Annotated in this window: 13 protein-coding genes, 2 tRNA genes and 4 rRNA genes (1 of these 19 running past the window's edge); 17 read left to right on the forward strand and 2 right to left on the reverse strand. The window is 51.3% G+C overall.

The features are described from left to right. Position 1 precedes the first annotated feature (1 nt). The 4 genes from KKO72_RS12285 to fliR all read left to right on the forward strand — a co-directional run bounded on the left by KKO72_RS12285 (position 2) and on the right by fliR (position 2,160). Complete coding sequence (locus KKO72_RS12285; protein WP_214938652.1) at positions 2 to 319, forward strand: flagellar biosynthetic protein FliO; 318 nt, start codon at positions 2 to 4, stop codon at positions 317 to 319. Positions 320 to 398: 79 nt separating this feature from the next. Continuing rightward, positions 399 to 1,100, forward strand: coding sequence for a flagellar type III secretion system pore protein FliP (gene fliP / locus KKO72_RS12290; protein WP_214938654.1), 702 nt, complete (start codon positions 399 to 401; stop codon positions 1,098 to 1,100). Positions 1,101 to 1,109: 9 nt separating this feature from the next. Beyond that, positions 1,110 to 1,379, forward strand: a complete 270-nt coding sequence (fliQ, locus tag KKO72_RS12295) for a flagellar biosynthesis protein FliQ (protein ID WP_214938656.1) — start codon at positions 1,110 to 1,112, stop codon at positions 1,377 to 1,379. Positions 1,380 to 1,392: 13 nt separating this feature from the next. Then, a complete protein-coding gene (fliR, locus tag KKO72_RS12300; RefSeq protein WP_214938658.1) occupies positions 1,393 to 2,160 on the forward strand; it encodes a flagellar biosynthetic protein FliR in 768 nt (255 codons plus the stop codon). 8 nt (positions 2,161 to 2,168) lie between these two features. Here fliR and KKO72_RS12305 read toward each other — a convergent pair whose 3' ends face one another. Together KKO72_RS12305 and KKO72_RS12310 are read right to left on the reverse strand one after the other, a co-directional pair. Beyond that, on the reverse strand, positions 2,169 to 2,798 hold the full coding sequence (locus tag KKO72_RS12305; protein WP_180124682.1) for a response regulator transcription factor: 630 nt from the start codon (positions 2,796 to 2,798) through the stop codon (positions 2,169 to 2,171). 7 nt (positions 2,799 to 2,805) lie between these two features. Next, positions 2,806 to 3,912 (reverse strand): ATP-binding protein, encoded by a 1,107-nt coding sequence (locus KKO72_RS12310; RefSeq protein WP_214938660.1) that lies wholly within the window; start codon positions 3,910 to 3,912, stop codon positions 2,806 to 2,808. A 73-nt stretch (positions 3,913 to 3,985) separates the two neighbouring features. On the opposite strand from KKO72_RS12310, the gene KKO72_RS12315 reads away from it, so the two are divergent. From KKO72_RS12315 to KKO72_RS12375, 13 genes are all read left to right on the forward strand, one after another. Then, positions 3,986 to 4,426 (forward strand): hypothetical protein, encoded by a 441-nt coding sequence (locus KKO72_RS12315; RefSeq protein WP_214938662.1) that lies wholly within the window; start codon positions 3,986 to 3,988, stop codon positions 4,424 to 4,426. A gap of 16 nt (positions 4,427 to 4,442) precedes the next feature. Continuing rightward, the gene (locus KKO72_RS12320; protein ID WP_078366622.1) at positions 4,443 to 4,805 is read left to right on the forward strand and encodes a response regulator; all 363 of its coding nucleotides are present in this window, start codon (positions 4,443 to 4,445) and stop codon (positions 4,803 to 4,805) included. 45 nt (positions 4,806 to 4,850) lie between these two features. Beyond that, on the forward strand, positions 4,851 to 7,037 hold the full coding sequence (locus KKO72_RS12325; protein ID WP_214938663.1) for a chemotaxis protein CheW: 2,187 nt from the start codon (positions 4,851 to 4,853) through the stop codon (positions 7,035 to 7,037). Positions 7,038 to 7,075: 38 nt separating this feature from the next. Next, on the forward strand, positions 7,076 to 7,552 hold the full coding sequence (locus KKO72_RS12330; RefSeq protein WP_214938666.1) for a chemotaxis protein CheW: 477 nt from the start codon (positions 7,076 to 7,078) through the stop codon (positions 7,550 to 7,552). Between the two features lie 21 nt (positions 7,553 to 7,573). Beyond that, positions 7,574 to 8,437 carry a CheR family methyltransferase gene (locus KKO72_RS12335; RefSeq protein ID WP_214938668.1) on the forward strand — a complete coding sequence of 288 codons (864 nt, stop codon included), beginning with the start codon at positions 7,574 to 7,576 and terminating at the stop codon, positions 8,435 to 8,437. Positions 8,438 to 8,529: 92 nt separating this feature from the next. After that, positions 8,530 to 9,204, forward strand: coding sequence for a chemoreceptor glutamine deamidase CheD (cheD, locus tag KKO72_RS12340; RefSeq protein WP_251140623.1), 675 nt, complete (start codon positions 8,530 to 8,532; stop codon positions 9,202 to 9,204). Positions 9,205 to 9,210: 6 nt separating this feature from the next. Next, positions 9,211 to 10,305 carry a chemotaxis response regulator protein-glutamate methylesterase gene (locus tag KKO72_RS12345; protein WP_251140617.1) on the forward strand — a complete coding sequence of 365 codons (1,095 nt, stop codon included), beginning with the start codon at positions 9,211 to 9,213 and terminating at the stop codon, positions 10,303 to 10,305. 317 nt (positions 10,306 to 10,622) lie between these two features. After that, positions 10,623 to 12,157, forward strand: a 16S ribosomal RNA gene (locus KKO72_RS12350). A 104-nt stretch (positions 12,158 to 12,261) separates the two neighbouring features. After that, a tRNA-Ile gene (locus KKO72_RS12355) sits at positions 12,262 to 12,338 on the forward strand. Between the two features lie 48 nt (positions 12,339 to 12,386). Further along, positions 12,387 to 12,462, forward strand: a tRNA-Ala gene (locus tag KKO72_RS12360). Between the two features lie 376 nt (positions 12,463 to 12,838). Next, a 23S ribosomal RNA gene (locus KKO72_RS12365) occupies positions 12,839 to 15,717 on the forward strand. 159 nt (positions 15,718 to 15,876) lie between these two features. Then, a 5S ribosomal RNA gene (gene rrf / locus KKO72_RS12370) occupies positions 15,877 to 15,989 on the forward strand. Between the two features lie 334 nt (positions 15,990 to 16,323). After that, positions 16,324 to 16,924: ribosomal RNA gene (locus tag KKO72_RS12375) — 16S ribosomal RNA — on the forward strand (it continues 934 nt past the right edge of the window). The 16S, 23S and 5S rRNA genes sit together here with 2 tRNA genes alongside, the layout of an rRNA operon.

Raw genomic sequence — 16,924 nt, forward strand, 5'->3', positions numbered from 1 at the left:
GATGTTGTCCGCATGGTTTCCGCTTGTTTTGGCCATGGCGGTGCTGGCCGCCATTCCGTTTGGGTTGAAGTGGCTGCAGCGCCGCATCGGCGTGGGTGTGGTGGGTGGTGCGGTCAGTGCCAAGTTGATATCCGCTGTGGCTGTGGGCCCGCACCAGCGCGTGGTCACCGTTGAGGTCGGACCGCCTGACGCACGCGTCTGGCTGACGCTGGGTGTAACGGCGCAGGCGATCACCTGTCTGCATACCAGCGCGGTGGGTTCGGGGAGCGCGGACGCTGAGCGTTCACCTGACCCGTCAGCAATCCAGGTGCGAGAGTGAGTTGTTGATGGTGTATTGCAAAAGTCATAGCGGAGTAGCCAAGTTATTCAAGGTCTTGGTGGTAATTTTGCTATTGAGCATGCATGCGCTGGGGCTGGCCCAGAGCAATGCTCAGCTGCCCTTGTTGGTGGGGACAGGTGGTTCGGGCACGAGTTTTTCCGTGCCGATCCAGACGCTGCTGTTTTTCACGGCGCTGTCCTTTTTGCCGGCCATTTTGTTGATGATGACGGGCTTCACCCGCATCGTGATTGTGCTCTCACTGCTGCGCCAAGCCTTGGGTACACAGTCCGCGCCACCCACTCAAGTGGTGGTGGGTTTGTCTTTGTTTCTGACATTGTTTGTCATGGGGCCGACGTTGGACAAGGTGTATGCCGACGCCTATCTGCCTTACAGCAACAACACTTTGTCGTTTGAACAGGCTTTGCCTTTGGCCGAGGCGCCGATGCGTTCCTTCATGAGCAAACAGACGCGGCAGGCTGATCTAGCGCTGTTTGTCAAACTGGCCAAGCTGGATGTCAAAACAGATGCGACCACGGCTCCGATGCGGGTGTTGATTCCGGCCTTTGTGATCAGCGAGCTGAAGTCTGCTTTCCAGATCGGTTTCATGATCATTATTCCCTTTCTGGTCATCGACATTGTGGTGGCCAGCGTGTTGATGTCCTTGGGCATGATGATGCTGTCCCCAGTGCTGGTGGCGTTGCCGTTCAAGCTGATGATCTTTGTGCTGGCTGACGGCTGGAACCTTCTCATCGGTTCCCTGGCGGCCAGTTTTGTCACCTAAGGGCAAACCATGAATGCACAAATGGTACTGACCATGGGGCAAGACGCTCTGTGGATGATGTTGATGGTGTCTGCCCCGGTGCTGGGGGTGATGCTGGTGGTCGGGCTGTTGGTCAGTCTGTTTCAGGCGGTGACGCAAATCAATGAAGCGACGCTGGCTTTTGTTCCAAAATTGATAGCTGCCATAGCCGTATTTGCGCTGGCTGGACCTTGGATGTTGACCACGTTGGTGGAGTACATCCGGCGCACCATCGAGGCCATCCCCTCGGCGATTTTGTGAACTGGCGCAAGCCGTGATCACTTTCACTGAAGCCCAGTTGACAGCCTGGCTGTCGCCCTTGATCTGGCCCTTTTTACGTACCCTGGCGGTTTTTACATCGGCCCCGGTCTTCTCCTCCAAGTCTTTTCCGGTTCGGGCTCGTATTGGTTTGGCATTTTTTATTGCGTTGGCAGCACAGCCCACCTTGGGTCAGCAACCCGTGGTCAGCATCACGGACAGCGCGGCCTTGGGTGCGGTGTTCCAACAGGTTGGTGTTGGTCTGGCCATTGGCTTTGCGATTCGTGTGGTGTTCGCGGCGATCGAACTCGCGGGTGAGGTGATTGGGTTTCAGATGGGGCTGGGTTTTGCCTCCTTTTTTGACCCTACCTTCAACACCCAGTCCAGTGCCGTCGCACGGTTTTTCGGCCAAATGGCCCTGTTCATGTTCATTGTGATGAATGGCCACCTGCTGGTGCTGATGGCTGTGATCAAGAGTTTTCAGAATTTTCCTGTGGATCAGAATTTTCTGGAAGCATTGAAACAGATGAAAGTGCTGGATTTGGGGGTAGACCTGTTCGCCAGCGGGCTGTGGATCGCGCTGCCGATGGTCGGCATGCTGATGTTTGCCAATCTGGCGCTGGGCATTGTCTCGCGTGTTGCACCTCAAATGAGCATTTTTGCCATCGGTTTTCCAGTGACGCTGTCGGTGGGGCTACTTGGCATGGCAGCCATGTTGCCGATGCTTGATGAGCCGGTGATGGCGCTGATGCAGCGGGCCATTGACGTGTTTGCCATCAGGTAGCTGTTTTCTCAGACCAGTCCATTGCGGATGGCATACACCGTCATCTCGGCGTTGTTGGTCAGCTTGAGTTTTTCCAGCACGCGTGCCCGGTAAACGCTGACAGTTTTGGGGCTCAGCATGAGTTCCTCGGCAATGTCGGACAGGCGTTTGCCGGAAGCAATCTTCAACAGGGTTTGTAGCTCACGCTCTGACAAGCAGGCGTGAGCACTGGTGTTTTCCGGGGTGTTGAGGTTGTCCACCAGCATTTGGGCCACATTGGCGGTGACGTATTTGCGTCCCTGGGCCACGGTGCGTACCGCGGTGATTAGATCGGCCGGGTCACCAGCTTTGTTCAAGTAACCTTGTGCCCCCGCTTTCAGGCAGCGGATGGCGTACTGGTCCTCCGGGAACATGGACACCATCAGGACTTTGATGGGGGAGTCCACCTCACGCAAACTGGCCAGCACCTCCAACCCGCCCCGGCCTGGTAGGTTGATGTCGAGGACGAGCACGTCGCAAGGGTGGGCGCGTAAAACCTCGCGAACCTCAGAGTAGGAGCCACTTTCGGCAACAACCTGGATGTCCACCGCTTCAGAGAGCGTTTCTTTGATGCCGCGCCGGATCATGGCGTGGTCGTCGCACAAAATGACGCGAATCATGGTCTCATCACTCCTGTTTGATGGTTGAGTTGTCGCTGAGGGGGATGGACAGGGTGATCGCTGTGCCGTGGCCCCTTTGGGTGCTGACATCGAGCCAGCCTCCGACAGTCTTGGCTCTCTCCTTGAGGCCTTTGAGCCCAAATCCTCCCGCCGCGCCTGTGTGCTGATCGATCATGCCCCGTCCATTGTCAGCCACCTCAAGGGTCAGAAAATGGTCATCCCCTGCCAGCTCAATCTTGACGTGAGTGCACTGTGCATACTTGCTGGCATTGGTCAGCGCTTCTTGTGCGGTTCTGTAGGCGGTGAGTTGGATGTCTTTGGACAGGCAGTTGTTGATCAACTCCGCTTTGATCTGGGTTGGGATGCCGGTGCGGCGAGAGAAGCTGTCGCCGAGCCAATGGATGGCGGCAACCAGCCCCTGGTCCAGGATGGCCGGGCGCAGGTTCATCATGATGCGCTGACTGGCCTCCACCGCATGTTGCAACATGTCTGTCGCGGCTTGGACATGGGCCAGCACACTTGTGTCTGACACATGTCTTTCCACCCAAGCCAGGTCAAAACGGATGGCCGCTAGGGAGCCACCGATGTCATCGTGGATTTCGCGAGCGATGGCAGCGCGCTCCTGTTCTATGGTGGACTGAAGCTGTTCGGCAAAGCTGGCGAGTTGTTTTTGAGAGTGTTTCAGCTCTGCATCAGCCTGTTCTCTGGCCAGCACAATGTGGTGCATTTCAATCGCGCGTTGTGTCACATGGCGAAGTTTGGAAAGGTCTTCCTTGGGCAGATAGTCGCTGATGCCAGCCTGGATGGCCTGGACTGCTGCAGTTTCCCCAATGGCACCAGACAGCAGGACAAATGGCAAGCGCACGGACAATTCATTCATCAATGCCCAGGCGTCTAGCGCAGTGAGGCCGGGAAGACGATAATCCGCCAAAACAACATCAAAGCCGTTCTCCAGTAACGCGCTCTTGAAGGATTCCAGGTTCTCCACGCGCACGATGTCGACTGGTGTTCCCGATTTTTGGAATTCACGCTTGACCAGTAGGTGATCGGACGCCGAGTCCTCCAAATGAAGCACACGTAAGACAGCGTGTTTTTTTTGATTTTTGTTGAGCATGATTGGCGCTATGATTGTCCGCAGGCCCGATTCTGCTTGTTTTAAGGTGCTCTGAACGGAGATTCCATTTCAAATGTCACTTCAGCCAACATTTTCGACCCCTACTGTGGCATTGCCGGTCATGCTGGTGGCTGAAGTACAGGATTCGTTGTTGGTGGTTGTTCATGACTTAAAACGGCTGGATGGCTTGCTAGCCCACACCATGGAAAACTTAATGCAGAGATTTACAGCGGCAAGTGCTGATCTGTCTGATCCTGCGTTGGTCGCCATGCAAGAGCTCGAAGGTGTACGCGCTGGTCTGCATGCTGCGCTGACTGAATTGCAGTTTCAGGATATGGCTTCCCAGTTGATCGTTCATACCTCCAAGATTTTGCAGGGTTGTGCCTACCGTCTGGCCTCGGATTCCATGGGCTCTGAGGATGGTGATGCTGTTCCCTTTGTGGAAGATGTGCCGGACCGCCCCAACCCTGTGACTCAGGATGAAATGCAGGCGGGTTCGGTTGAGCTTTTTTGATATTGTTGGAGTCCTCATGCCTGTCATACTCACTGTCGATGATTCACCATCCATGCGCAAGATGGTGGCTTTTACCTTGGTTGGAGCCGGGTATCAAGTCGTTGAAGCGGTTGACGGCATAGATGCTTACGAGAAGGCTCAAGCTCAGCCTATAGATCTGGTGATCACAGACCAAAACATGCCGCGTATGGATGGTCTGAGTTTGACGCGTAAATTGCGTGAGCATCCGCAATTCAAAACAGTACCCATCTTGATGCTGACCACCGAGTCCAGTGATCTCATGAAGCAGGCCGGGCGAGCGGCTGGTGCTACTGGGTGGTTGGTCAAGCCGTTTGATCCGAATCGGCTGATCGAAGTGATCAAGAAAGTTATCAAGTAACGGCGTTTTTCGTCCGTGTAATACATTAGATTTCTGGAGATAGACATGGCTGAAACGCATCATGAGAGCAGCGGGTCCAGTGCCGACTTTGACCTGAGCCAGTTTTATCAGATATTTTTTGAGGAAGCTGGTGAGAATCTGGACTTGATGGAGCAGATGTTGTTGGGCCTGAATCTGGAGACGGCTGACGACGAGGAGCTCAATGGGATTTTTCGTTGTGCCCATTCCGTCAAAGGTGGCGCGGCTACCTTCGGTTTTTCTGATGTAGCAGAATTGACCCATCAAATGGAGTCGCTGCTGGATAGACTTCGGCGGCACGAGCTCAAGCCAAACGCATCGATGGTTGATGTCCTGCTGGAGTCTGCTGATGCTTCGCGCGGGTTGCTGGCTTGCCATCAATCTGGAAATGTTGGTCAAGGACCTGCTACTGCGGGACTTGTCAGCCGGATTCGTGCTTTGGTGGCGGGAGAGGATGTCCCTGTTGTCCCGGTCGCCAAACCTGCCGAACCGGTTAAGGTTGTGCCTGTTGAGCCCCCGGTTGTTCTGCAGGCGGCTCCGGCTGAAGTGACTGTTCAGAAAAGTGGTAGTGATCAGCGTCATCTTGAGATTCGACTGGTCAAGTTGGATCAGCCAACTCAGGCCGAAGCTATTGTTGAGTTGTTTCGCGATATTCCAGGATTGGGGGAAATCAAACCTTTGACACTTTCCGGAACTCCTGCGGATACTCGAGTTTTTGAAGTGCAGACAACGTCCTCCAATGAGGACTTATTGGATTTGTTTGCGTTCCATGTCTCTCGGGAGCATGTTGTTATCGTTGATATGCCCGCTTCTGGCGTTTCGGGGGTGCATCATGAACCAATGACGTCACCTGCTGTAGCTCTGCCCGAACCCTCCGAGAGAGGGTCTTCCGATGCGCCGATTTTTGGCTTTTTTGATGGTGCTCCGGGGGCTCCGCAACAACATGCGGCTGAAGTTTCTCCGATCGCTGCGTCCCCAATGACGGATGTGAGTACGGTGGCCAAGGTTCAAAGTGCCGCCAAAGTGCCTGCGGTGAGTGCGGTGCAGCCTGAGGCCGCGACGATTCGGGTGGCTATCAGCAAGGTGGACCAACTGATTAACTTGGTTGGAGAGCTGGTGATCACCCAGGCCATGTTGGCGCAGAACAGCCGAGCGCTGGATCCCGCTGTTTGTCAACAGTTGTTGACCGGATTGACAGATCTTGACCGGAACACTCGCGATTTGCAGGAATCTGTCATGTCAATCCGGATGATTCCAATGTCAATTGTGTTTAGCCGGTTTCCCCGGATGCTGCGTGATCTGGCGAGCAAACTTGGAAAGAAGGTTGATTTCGTGACCCAGGGTGAGGCAACAGAGTTGGACAAGGGTCTTGTGGAGAAAATCACAGACCCGTTGACTCACTTGGTTCGAAACAGTTGTGATCACGGTATCGAAAGTCCTCAGGAGCGCATTCGAGCTGGGAAGCCTGAAACGGGGACGATCACACTTTCTGCGTCCCATCAGGGCGGCTCAATCGTGATTGAAGTTCGAGACGATGGTAAAGGCATGTCAAGGCAGAAAATCCTGGCGAAGGCCCGAGAGCGTGGGCTTGATGTCTCAGACCAGATGTCCGATGCTGAAGTTTGGCAACTGATATTTGCACCAGGTTTCTCGACCGCAGAAGCTGTGACTGATGTGTCGGGTCGTGGTGTTGGTATGGATGTCGTGAAGCGAAATATTGCGTCACTGAATGGCACGGTGGAGATTGAGTCCTCCGAAGGCAACGGTATGAAGGTGTCTGTTCGGTTGCCGCTGACCTTGGCGATCATGGATGGTATGTCGGTTGGTGTTGGTGATGAGGTCTATATCTTGCCTTTGTCGTCGGTGGTTGAGTCATTCCAAGTTAAATCTGATGCAGTCAGTACTGTGGGGCAGGGTGCACAGTTGGTTAAGGTGCGTGATGAATATATGCCTGTTATTGAGTTGGAGAAAGTATTCCAAGTGCCGAGATACAACTCAGATAAAGTTAGTGACATTATGGTTGTCATAGAGGCTGACAGCAGTAGAGTTGTTCTGCTTGTGGATGAATTGTTAGGGCAGCAACAAGTTGTTGTAAAAAACCTTGAGTCAAATTATCGTAAAGTCCCCAATGTTTCTGGCGCTACTATCCTTGGTGATGGTAAGGTTGCATTGATTTTAGATACCGGTGCTTTGGTGCGTCGTTCACGTCATTGATTCTCTAATAGGCTGAATTTATGAATGAGTCAACTGGTATGGAAAAGATCTCCGGCGAATCGAGCGTTAAGGTTTGTGAGTATTTGACTTTTAGGCTTGATCGCGAGGAATATGGTATTGATATACTGAAGGTTCAAGAAATACGTGGATATGAGCCTCCAACTCGTATTGCGAATGCACCGTCCTTTATTAAAGGGGTGGTTAATTTGCGGGGAACTATTGTTCCAATAGTCGATATGCGACTGAAGTTTAATTGTGAAAATGCTGTATACGATGCATTTACGGTCGTTATTATTTTGAATCTCCATCAACGTATTGTTGGTATTGTTGTTGATTCTGTGAGTGATGTGATGGGTCTTGTGCCAGATCAGATGAGGGGTGCTCCAGATATCGAGAGCATTATTGATTCTGATGCAATCATCGGACTAGGTTCGTTGGATGACAGAATGCTTATTCTTTTGGATATTGAGAAGCTGATGTCTGGTTTGGATATGAGCCTTGTTGCTGATGCTTGATGACTTGAGCGATAGCATTCCATGACCGATTCGCTGGCATTTACAACCCTTCGAGACGGTAACTCGGCTGAGGCTCAGGGTAGGGAGTTTGCGTGGACTAATGCTGATTTTGATAGGGTTCAGAAACTTATTTATCAGCGTGCTGGTATCAGTCTACACAATGGCAAGCATGCGATGGTCTACAGCAGGTTGTCTCGACGTTTGCGTGAAACCGGGCATCGAAGTTTTAATGAGTATCTTGGGTGGCTTGAATCCAGTGATGGCCCTGAGTGGCAGGAGTTTATCAACGCCTTAACGACTAACCTCACATCCTTTTTTCGTGAAGACCATCACTTTAAGATATTTTCTGAATACTTGAAGCATAACAGGCAGAAAAGCAAGTGGAAGATTTGGTGTTGTGCAGCGTCAACGGGTGAGGAGCCATATTCCATACTGATGACGGCAATTGATGCATTGGGGGCGAATCCTGGTCTGACTTTGATTGCGAGTGACATTGATTCAAAGGTGCTTGCGACGGCGGCAAATGGGATTTATCGAATTGAAAATTTAAGAAATATTAATAGTGATCAATTCCGTAATTTTTTTCTGCGTGGCAAGGGTTCGAATTCTGGTATGGTGAGAATCAAGCCAGAGCTTCAAAAGTTGGTAGATTTCAAAATTGTGAATTTGGTTCGAGACTCTTGGCCGTTTCAAGAATTATTTGATGTGATTTTTTGCCGAAATGTCATGATATATTTTGATGGTCCCACGCAGCGGAGTGTGCTTGAACGCATTCATCGCGTCATGTCTCCAGGGGGGTTGTTGTTTGTTGGGCACGCAGAGAATTTTAGTGAGTCCCGTGACCTCTTCGTTTTGAGAGGTAAGACTGTGTATGAGAGAGCCTGAGTCTGCAATGCTCATTGCTTCGCGCCACATATTTTATATTTAGCCAATACGGTAGCCTCCTTATGAATTCACCTTCTTCCGGTTTAGGTCGAATGTCTGTCCAGACTGACGACGGGCTAGGAAGAGCAAAGCTGCCGATCGGTGGACGCGTTTCCCAGCTCGATCGCTTGAAGTCGTTGCCGCGCAACCCGGGTGAAGCCTCTTTTTTTTACGCTGATCACCACTTTCAATACGATGCGGTCAAAGTTTTGCCGGGGGAGTACTTTGTTTCTAGCGAAGACCTGATGGTGATGACGGTTTTGGGTTCATGTATTGCGGCTTGCATTTGGGATAGTCGGGTTCGTTCTGGCGGTATGAATCATTTCATGTTGCCAGACGGTGACGGTGCAGAAGGTGGTGGGCGCTATGGGTCCTATGCTATGGAGTTGCTAATTAATCATCTGTTGAAGTCGGGGGCTCGCAGGGAGTCAATGCAAGCAAAGGTTTTCGGCGGTGCCCAAGTGATGGCGGGGTTCACTTCAATGAATGTTGGAGAAAGAAATACCAAGTTTGTGCTTGACTACTTGGCGACAGAGCGTATTCCTGTTGTCTCCCAGGATGTCTTGGACATCCATCCTAGAAAAGTCTGTTTTTTCCCCGCTTCTGGAAAAGCGCTTGTTAAGCGATTGGCTCATGCTCATCCTGAAACTCTTGCAGTGGAAGAGCGCAAAGGAAACGCCGCAACAGTTGTTCGGTCGACTTCCGGTGGTTCTGTTGATTTGTTTTGAGGGGTGTTGGTGAAGAAAATTCGTGTTTTGGTTGTTGATGACTCCGCATTGGTTCGAAGTCTACTCTCTGAGATCGTCAATCGTCAGGCAGATATGGAGTGCGTAGGCGTGGCTAACGATCCGTTGATGGCGCGGGAGATGATTCGCGAGTTGAGTCCAGATGTCATCACTCTGGATATCGAAATGCCGCGTATGGATGGGCTTGATTTCCTGGCGCGGTTGATGCGATTGCGGCCAACCCCAGTGGTGATGATTTCCACTCTAACTGAGCGTGGCGCAGAGGCGACAATGAGGGCGCTTGAGTTGGGGGCTGTGGACTTTGTTTCAAAACCCAGAATAGGGGTTGTTGATGGCCTCAGTGATTTGTCTGATCAAATTGTTGAGAAGGTGCGGGTTGCGGCAAAGGCCAATGTGCGACGCGTAGCAACTGCGTCCGCAGGTGACGCAACTTTGCCGCGCGAACGAGTGCCGACCGTGCCATCTGGTGGTGCGATAAAAACCAGTTTTTCCACTGAAAAACTGGTTTTTATCGGTGCTTCAACAGGTGGGACAGAAGCGATCAAAGATATCTTGATTAGGTTGCCCGCCGATTTTCCTGCGGTGTTGGTTACGCAGCATATGCCGCCAGGTTTTACCAAAACCTTTGCAGCCCGTTTGAATGGATTGAGTAAGCTTGCTGTGCAAGAGGCGGTTAATGGAGAGAGACTTTTGCCCGGGCATGCGTACATAGCTCCGGGCGGATTGCAGTTCCGTATTGATCGAAGTGGTGCCAACTACCTTGCTGTTGTTGAGGATGGTGAACCGGTCAATCGGCACAAGCCATCAGTGGAGGTGCTGTTTAAGTCTGCGGCTAAGATTGCTGGGCGCAATGCTTATGGTGTTTTGCTTACTGGAATGGGAAATGACGGAGCAAAAGCACTGCGAGAGATGAAAGAGGCCGGGAGTTATAACTACGTCCAGGATGAAGCATCGTGCATTGTGTTTGGAATGCCTAGGGAGGCTATCTTGCAGGGCGCTGCTGATGAAGTGTTGCCGCCAGCAGAGATTGCGCAGGCGCTCATCTCGAGAGTAAAAACAAGCCCGGACCGTTACCGTGTCTAACGGGAGAGCTTCCTTGGTTTGGAATGAGCAAAAAAGAGAAAATTTTTAAGAAAAGCGCAAAAAAGCGTTGTAGAATACAAGGCTTCGCTGATCACGGCGAAGAAAAAAAGAAGGTGGCGATAAGCCGCTTTCAAGATCATTAAAAACATACAGCCGATAAGCGTGGGCGTTTGAAGCGAGAGGCTCAAGTTCTTTGGAACTAAGTCTTAATTGGCTTACAAACGCTCATGAAGTAAAAAAGATGTGAAATTCAGAAATGAAGTTCACGTTGATTCCAATTTATGAGTTGCGCAGCAATGCGCAAAAAAATCAAGATCGAACTATAGAGTTTGATCCTGGCTCAGATTGAACGCTGGCGGCATGCCTTACACATGCAAGTCGAACGGCAGCACGGGAGCAATCCTGGTGGCGAGTGGCGAACGGGTGAGTAATATATCGGAACGTGCCCAGTCGTGGGGGATAACGCAGCGAAAGCTGTGCTAATACCGCATACGATCTACGGATGAAAGCGGGGGATCGCAAGACCTCGCGCGATTGGAGCGGCCGATATCAGATTAGCTAGTTGGTGAGGTAAAGGCTCACCAAGGCGACGATCTGTAGCTGGTCTGAGAGGACGACCAGCCACACTGGAACTGAGACACGGTCCAGACTCCTACGGGAGGCAGCAGTGGGGAATTTTGGACAATGGGCGCAAGCCTGATCCAGCAATGCCGCGTGCAGGATGAAGGCCTTCGGGTTGTAAACTGCTTTTGTACGGAGCGAAAAGGCTTCTCCTAATACGAGGGGCTCATGACGGTACCGTAAGAATAAGCACCGGCTAACTACGTGCCAGCAGCCGCGGTAATACGTAGGGTGCGAGCGTTAATCGGAATTACTGGGCGTAAAGCGTGCGCAGGCGGTTTTGTAAGACAGATGTGAAATCCCCGGGCTCAACCTGGGACCTGCATTTGTGACTGCAAGGCTAGAGTACGGTAGAGGGGGATGGAATTCCGCGTGTAGCAGTGAAATGCGTAGATATGCGGAGGAACACCGATGGCGAAGGCAATCCCCTGGACCTGTACTGACGCTCATGCACGAAAGCGTGGGGAGCAAACAGGATTAGATACCCTGGTAGTCCACGCCCTAAACGATGTCAACTGGTTGTTGGGTCTTTACTGACTCAGTAACGAAGCTAACGCGTGAAGTTGACCGCCTGGGGAGTACGGCCGCAAGGTTGAAACTCAAAGGAATTGACGGGGACCCGCACAAGCGGTGGATGATGTGGTTTAATTCGATGCAACGCGAAAAACCTTACCCACCTTTGACATGTACGGAACCCTTTAGAGATAGAGGGGTGCTCGAAAGAGAGCCGTAACACAGGTGCTGCATGGCTGTCGTCAGCTCGTGTCGTGAGATGTTGGGTTAAGTCCCGCAACGAGCGCAACCCTTGTCATTAGTTGCTACATTCAGTTGGGCACTCTAATGAGACTGCCGGTGACAAGCCGGAGGAAGGTGGGGATGACGTCAAGTCCTCATGGCCCTTATAGGTGGGGCTACACACGTCATACAATGGCTGGTACAAAGGGTTGCCAACCCGCGAGGGGGAGCTAATCCCATAAAGCCAGTCGTAGTCCGGATCGTAGTCTGCAACTCGACTACGTGAAGTCGGAATCGCTAGTAATCGTGGATCAGAATGTCACGGTGAATACGTTCCCGGGTCTTGTACACACCGCCCGTCACACCATGGGAGCGGGTTCTGCCAGAAGTAGTTAGCTTAACCGCAAGGAGGGCGATTACCACGGCAGGGTTCGTGACTGGGGTGAAGTCGTAACAAGGTAGCCGTATCGGAAGGTGCGGCTGGATCACCTCCTTTCTGGAAACATTTAGCTTCTCAAATTGAACGCTCACACTTATCGGTTGTTGGAAGGTTGTCGCTGACGACTGCGGTGAATAACCATGGTCCCAAGTGACCGACTTGGGTCTGTAGCTCAGTTGGTTAGAGCACCGTCTTGATAAGGCGGGGGTCGTTGGTTCGAGACCAACCAGACCCACCAATGTCGAAGGGTTCGGTTAACCGGGTTGTCCAACGATGCTCTGGCTTGGGGGGTGTAGCTCAGCTGGGAGAGCGGCTGCTTTGCAAGCAGTAGGTAGCGGGTTCGAGTCCTGTCACCTCCACCAACATTTTGTTAGTTCTTATTTGCTGTGTGTTTATTCAACACTAAAGTTGCTTTGGGTTTTGTTGCCTGAGGATGCTTTAGTGTTGATCAAGATAGCTTGATCAACATAGGCCAATCTGAAAAGGTTGGTGGCTGTTCTTTAAAAATTTATAGAGTTTAATCAGCGTTGCTAGCGGAAAGTGCACATTCGTAAAGGTTTCGTGCATACCGTGCCGCTAGTAACAAATTTTGATTGCGTCAAAATGAATATCAGACTTCACGTTTGAAATTCGAGTTATTCAAGTTAAATTGAATACGGCATAACGCGACAGGTGAGAGACCTGTCAAACATTCCTTGATAAAACGATGGTATTTCGAAAGAAAGATCAAAGTTATAGGGTCAAGTGAATAAGAGCATGTGGTGGATGCCTTGGCAATGATAGGCGACGAAGGACGTGATAGCCTGCGATAAGCTTCGGGGAGCTGGCAAATGAGCTTTGATCCGGAGACTTCCGAATGGGGAAACCCACCTGCAAAGGTATCGCATGATGAATACATAGTCATGCGAGGCGAACCGGGTGAACTGAAACATCTCAGTAGCTCGAGGAAAAGACATCAACCGAGATTCCGAAAGTAGTGGCGAGCGAAATCGGAGAAGCCTGCAAGTGATAGCACAACTCTTAGCAAAACAGTCTGGAAAGTCTGGCCATAGCAGGTGATAGCCCTGTATGCGAAAAGAGATGTGTGGTACTGAGTTTGCGACAAGTAGGGCGGGACACGTGTAATCCTGTCTGAATATGGGGGGACCATCCTCCAAGGCTAAATACTCATCATTGACCGATAGTGAACTAGTACCGTGAGGGAAAGGCGAAAAGAACCCCGGGAGGGGAGTGAAATAGATCCTGAAACCGCATGCTTACAAAAAGTAGGAGCCCGCAAGGGTGACTGCGTACCTTTTGTATAATGGGTCAGCGACTTACATTCAGTGGCAAGGTTAACCGAATAGGGAAGCCGTAGAGAAATCGAGTCCGAATAGGGCGAATTAGTCGCTGGGTGTAGACCCGAAACCAAGTGATCTATCCATGGCCAGGATGAAGGTGCCGTAACAGGTACTGGAGGTCCGAACCGACTAGTGTTGCAAAACTAGCGGATGAGCTGTGGATAGGGGTGAAAGGCTAAACAAACTTGGAAATAGCTGGTTCTCTCCGAAAACTATTTAGGTAGTGCCTCAAGTATTACCGTTGGGGGTAGAGCACTGTTTTGGCTAGGGGGTCATGGCGACTTACCAAACCAATGCAAACTCCGAATACCGACGAGTACAGCTTGGGAGACAGAGCACCGGGTGCTAACGTCCGGACTCAAGAGGGAAACAACCCAGACCGCCAGCTAAGGTCCCTAAAATTGGCTAAGTGGGAAACGAAGTGGGAAGGCTAAAACAGTCAGGATGTTGGCTTAGAAGCAGCCATCATTTAAAGAAAGCGTAATAGCTCACTGATCGAGTCGTCCTGCGCGGAAGATGTAACGGGGCTAAGCCAGTTACCGAAGCTGCGGATGTGCAATTTATTGCACGTGGTAGGAGAGCGTTCTGTAAGCCTGTGAAGGTGCGTTGTAAAGCGTGCTGGAGGTATCAGAAGTGCGAATGCTGACATGAGTAGCGTTAAAGGGGGTGAAAAGCCCCCTCGCCGTAAGCGCAAGGTTTTCTACGCAACGTTCATCGGCGTAGAGTGAGTCGGCCCCTAAGGCGAGGCAGAGATGCGTAGTTGATGGGAAACAGGTCAATATTCCTGTACCGATGTGTAGTGCGATGTGGGGACGGAGAAGGTTAGCTCAGCCAACTGTTGGATATGTTGGTTCAAGCCTGTAGTCGTGCCTGGTAGGTAAATCCGCCGGGCTTAGATGAGGGGTGATAACGAGGCAGCTTGCTGCCGAAGTGAGTGATACCCTGCTTCCAGGAAAAGCCACTAAGCTTCAGCTACACACGACCGTACCGCAAACCGACACTGGTGCGCGAGATGAGTATTCTAAGGCGCTTGAGAGAACTCTGGAGAAGGAACTCGGCAAATTGACACCGTAACTTCGGAAGAAGGTGTGCCTTTAGTAGGTGAAGGGATTTACTCCTGGAGCCCAATGAGGTTGCAAAAAATCGGTGGCTGCGACTGTTTATTAAAAACACAGCACTCTGCAAACACGAAAGTGGACGTATAGGGTGTGACGCCTGCCCGGTGCTGGAAGATTAAATGATGGGGTGAGAGCTCTTGATTGAAGTCCCAGTAAACGGCGGCCGTAACTATAACGGTCCTAAGGTAGCGAAATTCCTTGTCGGGTAAGTTCCGACCTGCACGAATGGCGTAACGATGGCCACACTGTCTCCTCCAGAGACTCAGCGAAGTTGAAATGTTTGTGATGATGCAATCTCCCCGCGGAAAGACGGAAAGACCCCATGAACCTTTACTGTAGCTTTGTATTGGACTTTGAACAGATCTGTGTAGGATAGGTGGGAGGCTTTGAAGTAGGGTCGCTAGATTCTATGGAGCCAACGTTGAAATACCACCCTGGTGTGTTTGAGGTTCTAACCTAGGTCCCTTATCGGGATCGGGGACAGTGCATGGTAGGCAGTTTGACTGGGGCGGTCTCCTCCCAAAGCGTAACGGAGGAGTTCGAAGGTACGCTAGTTACGGTCGGACATCGTGACGATAGTGCAATGGCATAAGCGTGCTTAACTGCGAGACTGACAAGTCGAGCAGATGCGAAAGCAGGACATAGTGATCCGGTGGTTCTGTATGGAAGGGCCATCGCTCAACGGATAAAAGGTACTCTGGGGATAACAGGCTGATACCGCCCAAGAGTTCATATCGACGGCGGTGTTTGGCACCTCGATGTCGGCTCATCTCATCCTGGGGCTGTAGCCGGTCCCAAGGGTATGGCTGTTCGCCATTTAAAGAGGTACGTGAGCTGGGTTTAAAACGTCGTGAGACAGTTTGGTCCCTATCTTCCGTGGGCGCTGCAGATTTGAGGAAGCCTGCTCCTAGTACGAGAGGACCGGAGTGGACACACCTCTGGTGTATCGGTTGTCACGCCAGTGGCATTGCCGAGTAGCTATGTGTGGAAGAGATAACCGCTGAAAGCATCTAAGCGGGAAACTCGTTTCAAGATGAGATCTGCCGGGGCCTTGAGCCCCCTGAAGAGTCGTTCAAGACCAGGACGTTGATAGGTCGGGTGTGTAAGTGCAGCAATGCATTGAGCTAACCGATACTAATTGCTCGTGCGGCTTGACCCTATAACTTTGATTTGCCTACAGCGCAATCAAGGAAGTTATGCCAAGTTGACGCATTCAAAATCCAGGTGGCAACACCTGGTGTCTAACAAGACAAAAGCTGATTAGCTCTATAAATTGATCTTCTTGACCCCAAAAACGTCAAAAAGATAAAAAGTTTTGCCTGACGACCATAGCGAGGTGGCTCCACTCCTTCCCATCCCGAACAGGACAGTGAAACGCCTCTGCGCCAATGATAGTGCGGATTCCCGTGTGAAAGTAGGTCATCGTCAGGCTCCCAACGCCAGAAACGCCCAGTCAGTTGACTGGGCGTTTTTCTTAGAGATCATGAAGATTTTTAAGAAAAGCGCAAAAAAGCGTTGTAGAATACAAGGCTTCGCTGATCACGGCGAAGAAAAAAAGAAGGTGGCGATAAGCCGCTTTCAAGATCATTAAAAACATACAGCCGATAAGCGTGGGCGTTTGAAGCGAGAGGCTCAAGTTCTTTGGAACTAAGTCTTAATTGGCTTACAAACGCTCATGAAGTAAAAAAGATGTGAAATTCAGAAATGAAGTTCACGTTGATTCCAATTTATGAGTTGCGCAGCAATGCGCAAAAAAATCAAGATCGAACTATAGAGTTTGATCCTGGCTCAGATTGAACGCTGGCGGCATGCCTTACACATGCAAGTCGAACGGCAGCACGGGAGCAATCCTGGTGGCGAGTGGCGAACGGGTGAGTAATATATCGGAACGTGCCCAGTCGTGGGGGATAACGCAGCGAAAGCTGTGCTAATACCGCATACGATCTACGGATGAAAGCGGGGGATCGCAAGACCTCGCGCGATTGGAGCGGCCGATATCAGATTAGCTAGTTGGTGAGGTAAAGGCTCACCAAGGCGACGATCTGTAGCTGGTCTGAGAGGACGACCAGCCACACTGGAACTGAGACACGGTCCAGACTCCTACGGGAGGCAGCAGTGGGGAATTTTGGACAATGGGCGCAAGCCTGATCCAGCAATGCCGCGTGCAGGATGAAGGCCTTCGGGTTGTAAACTGCTTTTGTACGGAGCGAAAAGGCTTCTCCTAATACGAGGGGCTCATGACGGTACCGTAAGAATAAGCACCGGCTAACTACGTGCCAGCAGCCGCGGTAATACGTAGGGTGCGAGCGTTAATCGGAATTACTGGGCGTAAAGCGTGCGCAGGCGGTTTTGTAAGACAGATGTGA

This window comes from Rhodoferax sp. U11-2br (assembly GCF_018619435.1).
Lineage (GTDB): Bacteria > Pseudomonadota > Gammaproteobacteria > Burkholderiales > Burkholderiaceae_C > Rhodoferax.

Excerpts from the sequence above, each read along its gene's own strand:
- KKO72_RS12285 (WP_214938652.1), top strand. The coding sequence starts at position 2 with ATGTTGTCCGCATGGTTTCCGCTTGTTTTGGCCATGGCGGTGCTGGCC.
- fliP (WP_214938654.1), top strand. The coding sequence starts at position 399 with ATGCATGCGCTGGGGCTGGCCCAGAGCAATGCTCAGCTGCCCTTGTTG.
- fliQ (WP_214938656.1), top strand. The coding sequence starts at position 1,110 with ATGAATGCACAAATGGTACTGACCATGGGGCAAGACGCTCTGTGGATG.
- KKO72_RS12305 (WP_180124682.1), bottom strand. The coding sequence starts at position 2,798 with ATGATTCGCGTCATTTTGTGCGACGACCACGCCATGATCCGGCGCGGC.
- KKO72_RS12310 (WP_214938660.1), bottom strand. The coding sequence starts at position 3,912 with ATGCTCAACAAAAATCAAAAAAAACACGCTGTCTTACGTGTGCTTCAT.
- KKO72_RS12315 (WP_214938662.1), top strand. The coding sequence starts at position 3,986 with ATGTCACTTCAGCCAACATTTTCGACCCCTACTGTGGCATTGCCGGTC.
- KKO72_RS12320 (WP_078366622.1), top strand. The coding sequence starts at position 4,443 with ATGCCTGTCATACTCACTGTCGATGATTCACCATCCATGCGCAAGATG.
- KKO72_RS12325 (WP_214938663.1), top strand. The coding sequence starts at position 4,851 with ATGGCTGAAACGCATCATGAGAGCAGCGGGTCCAGTGCCGACTTTGAC.
- KKO72_RS12330 (WP_214938666.1), top strand. The coding sequence starts at position 7,076 with ATGGAAAAGATCTCCGGCGAATCGAGCGTTAAGGTTTGTGAGTATTTG.
- KKO72_RS12335 (WP_214938668.1), top strand. The coding sequence starts at position 7,574 with ATGACCGATTCGCTGGCATTTACAACCCTTCGAGACGGTAACTCGGCT.
- cheD (WP_251140623.1), top strand. The coding sequence starts at position 8,530 with ATGTCTGTCCAGACTGACGACGGGCTAGGAAGAGCAAAGCTGCCGATC.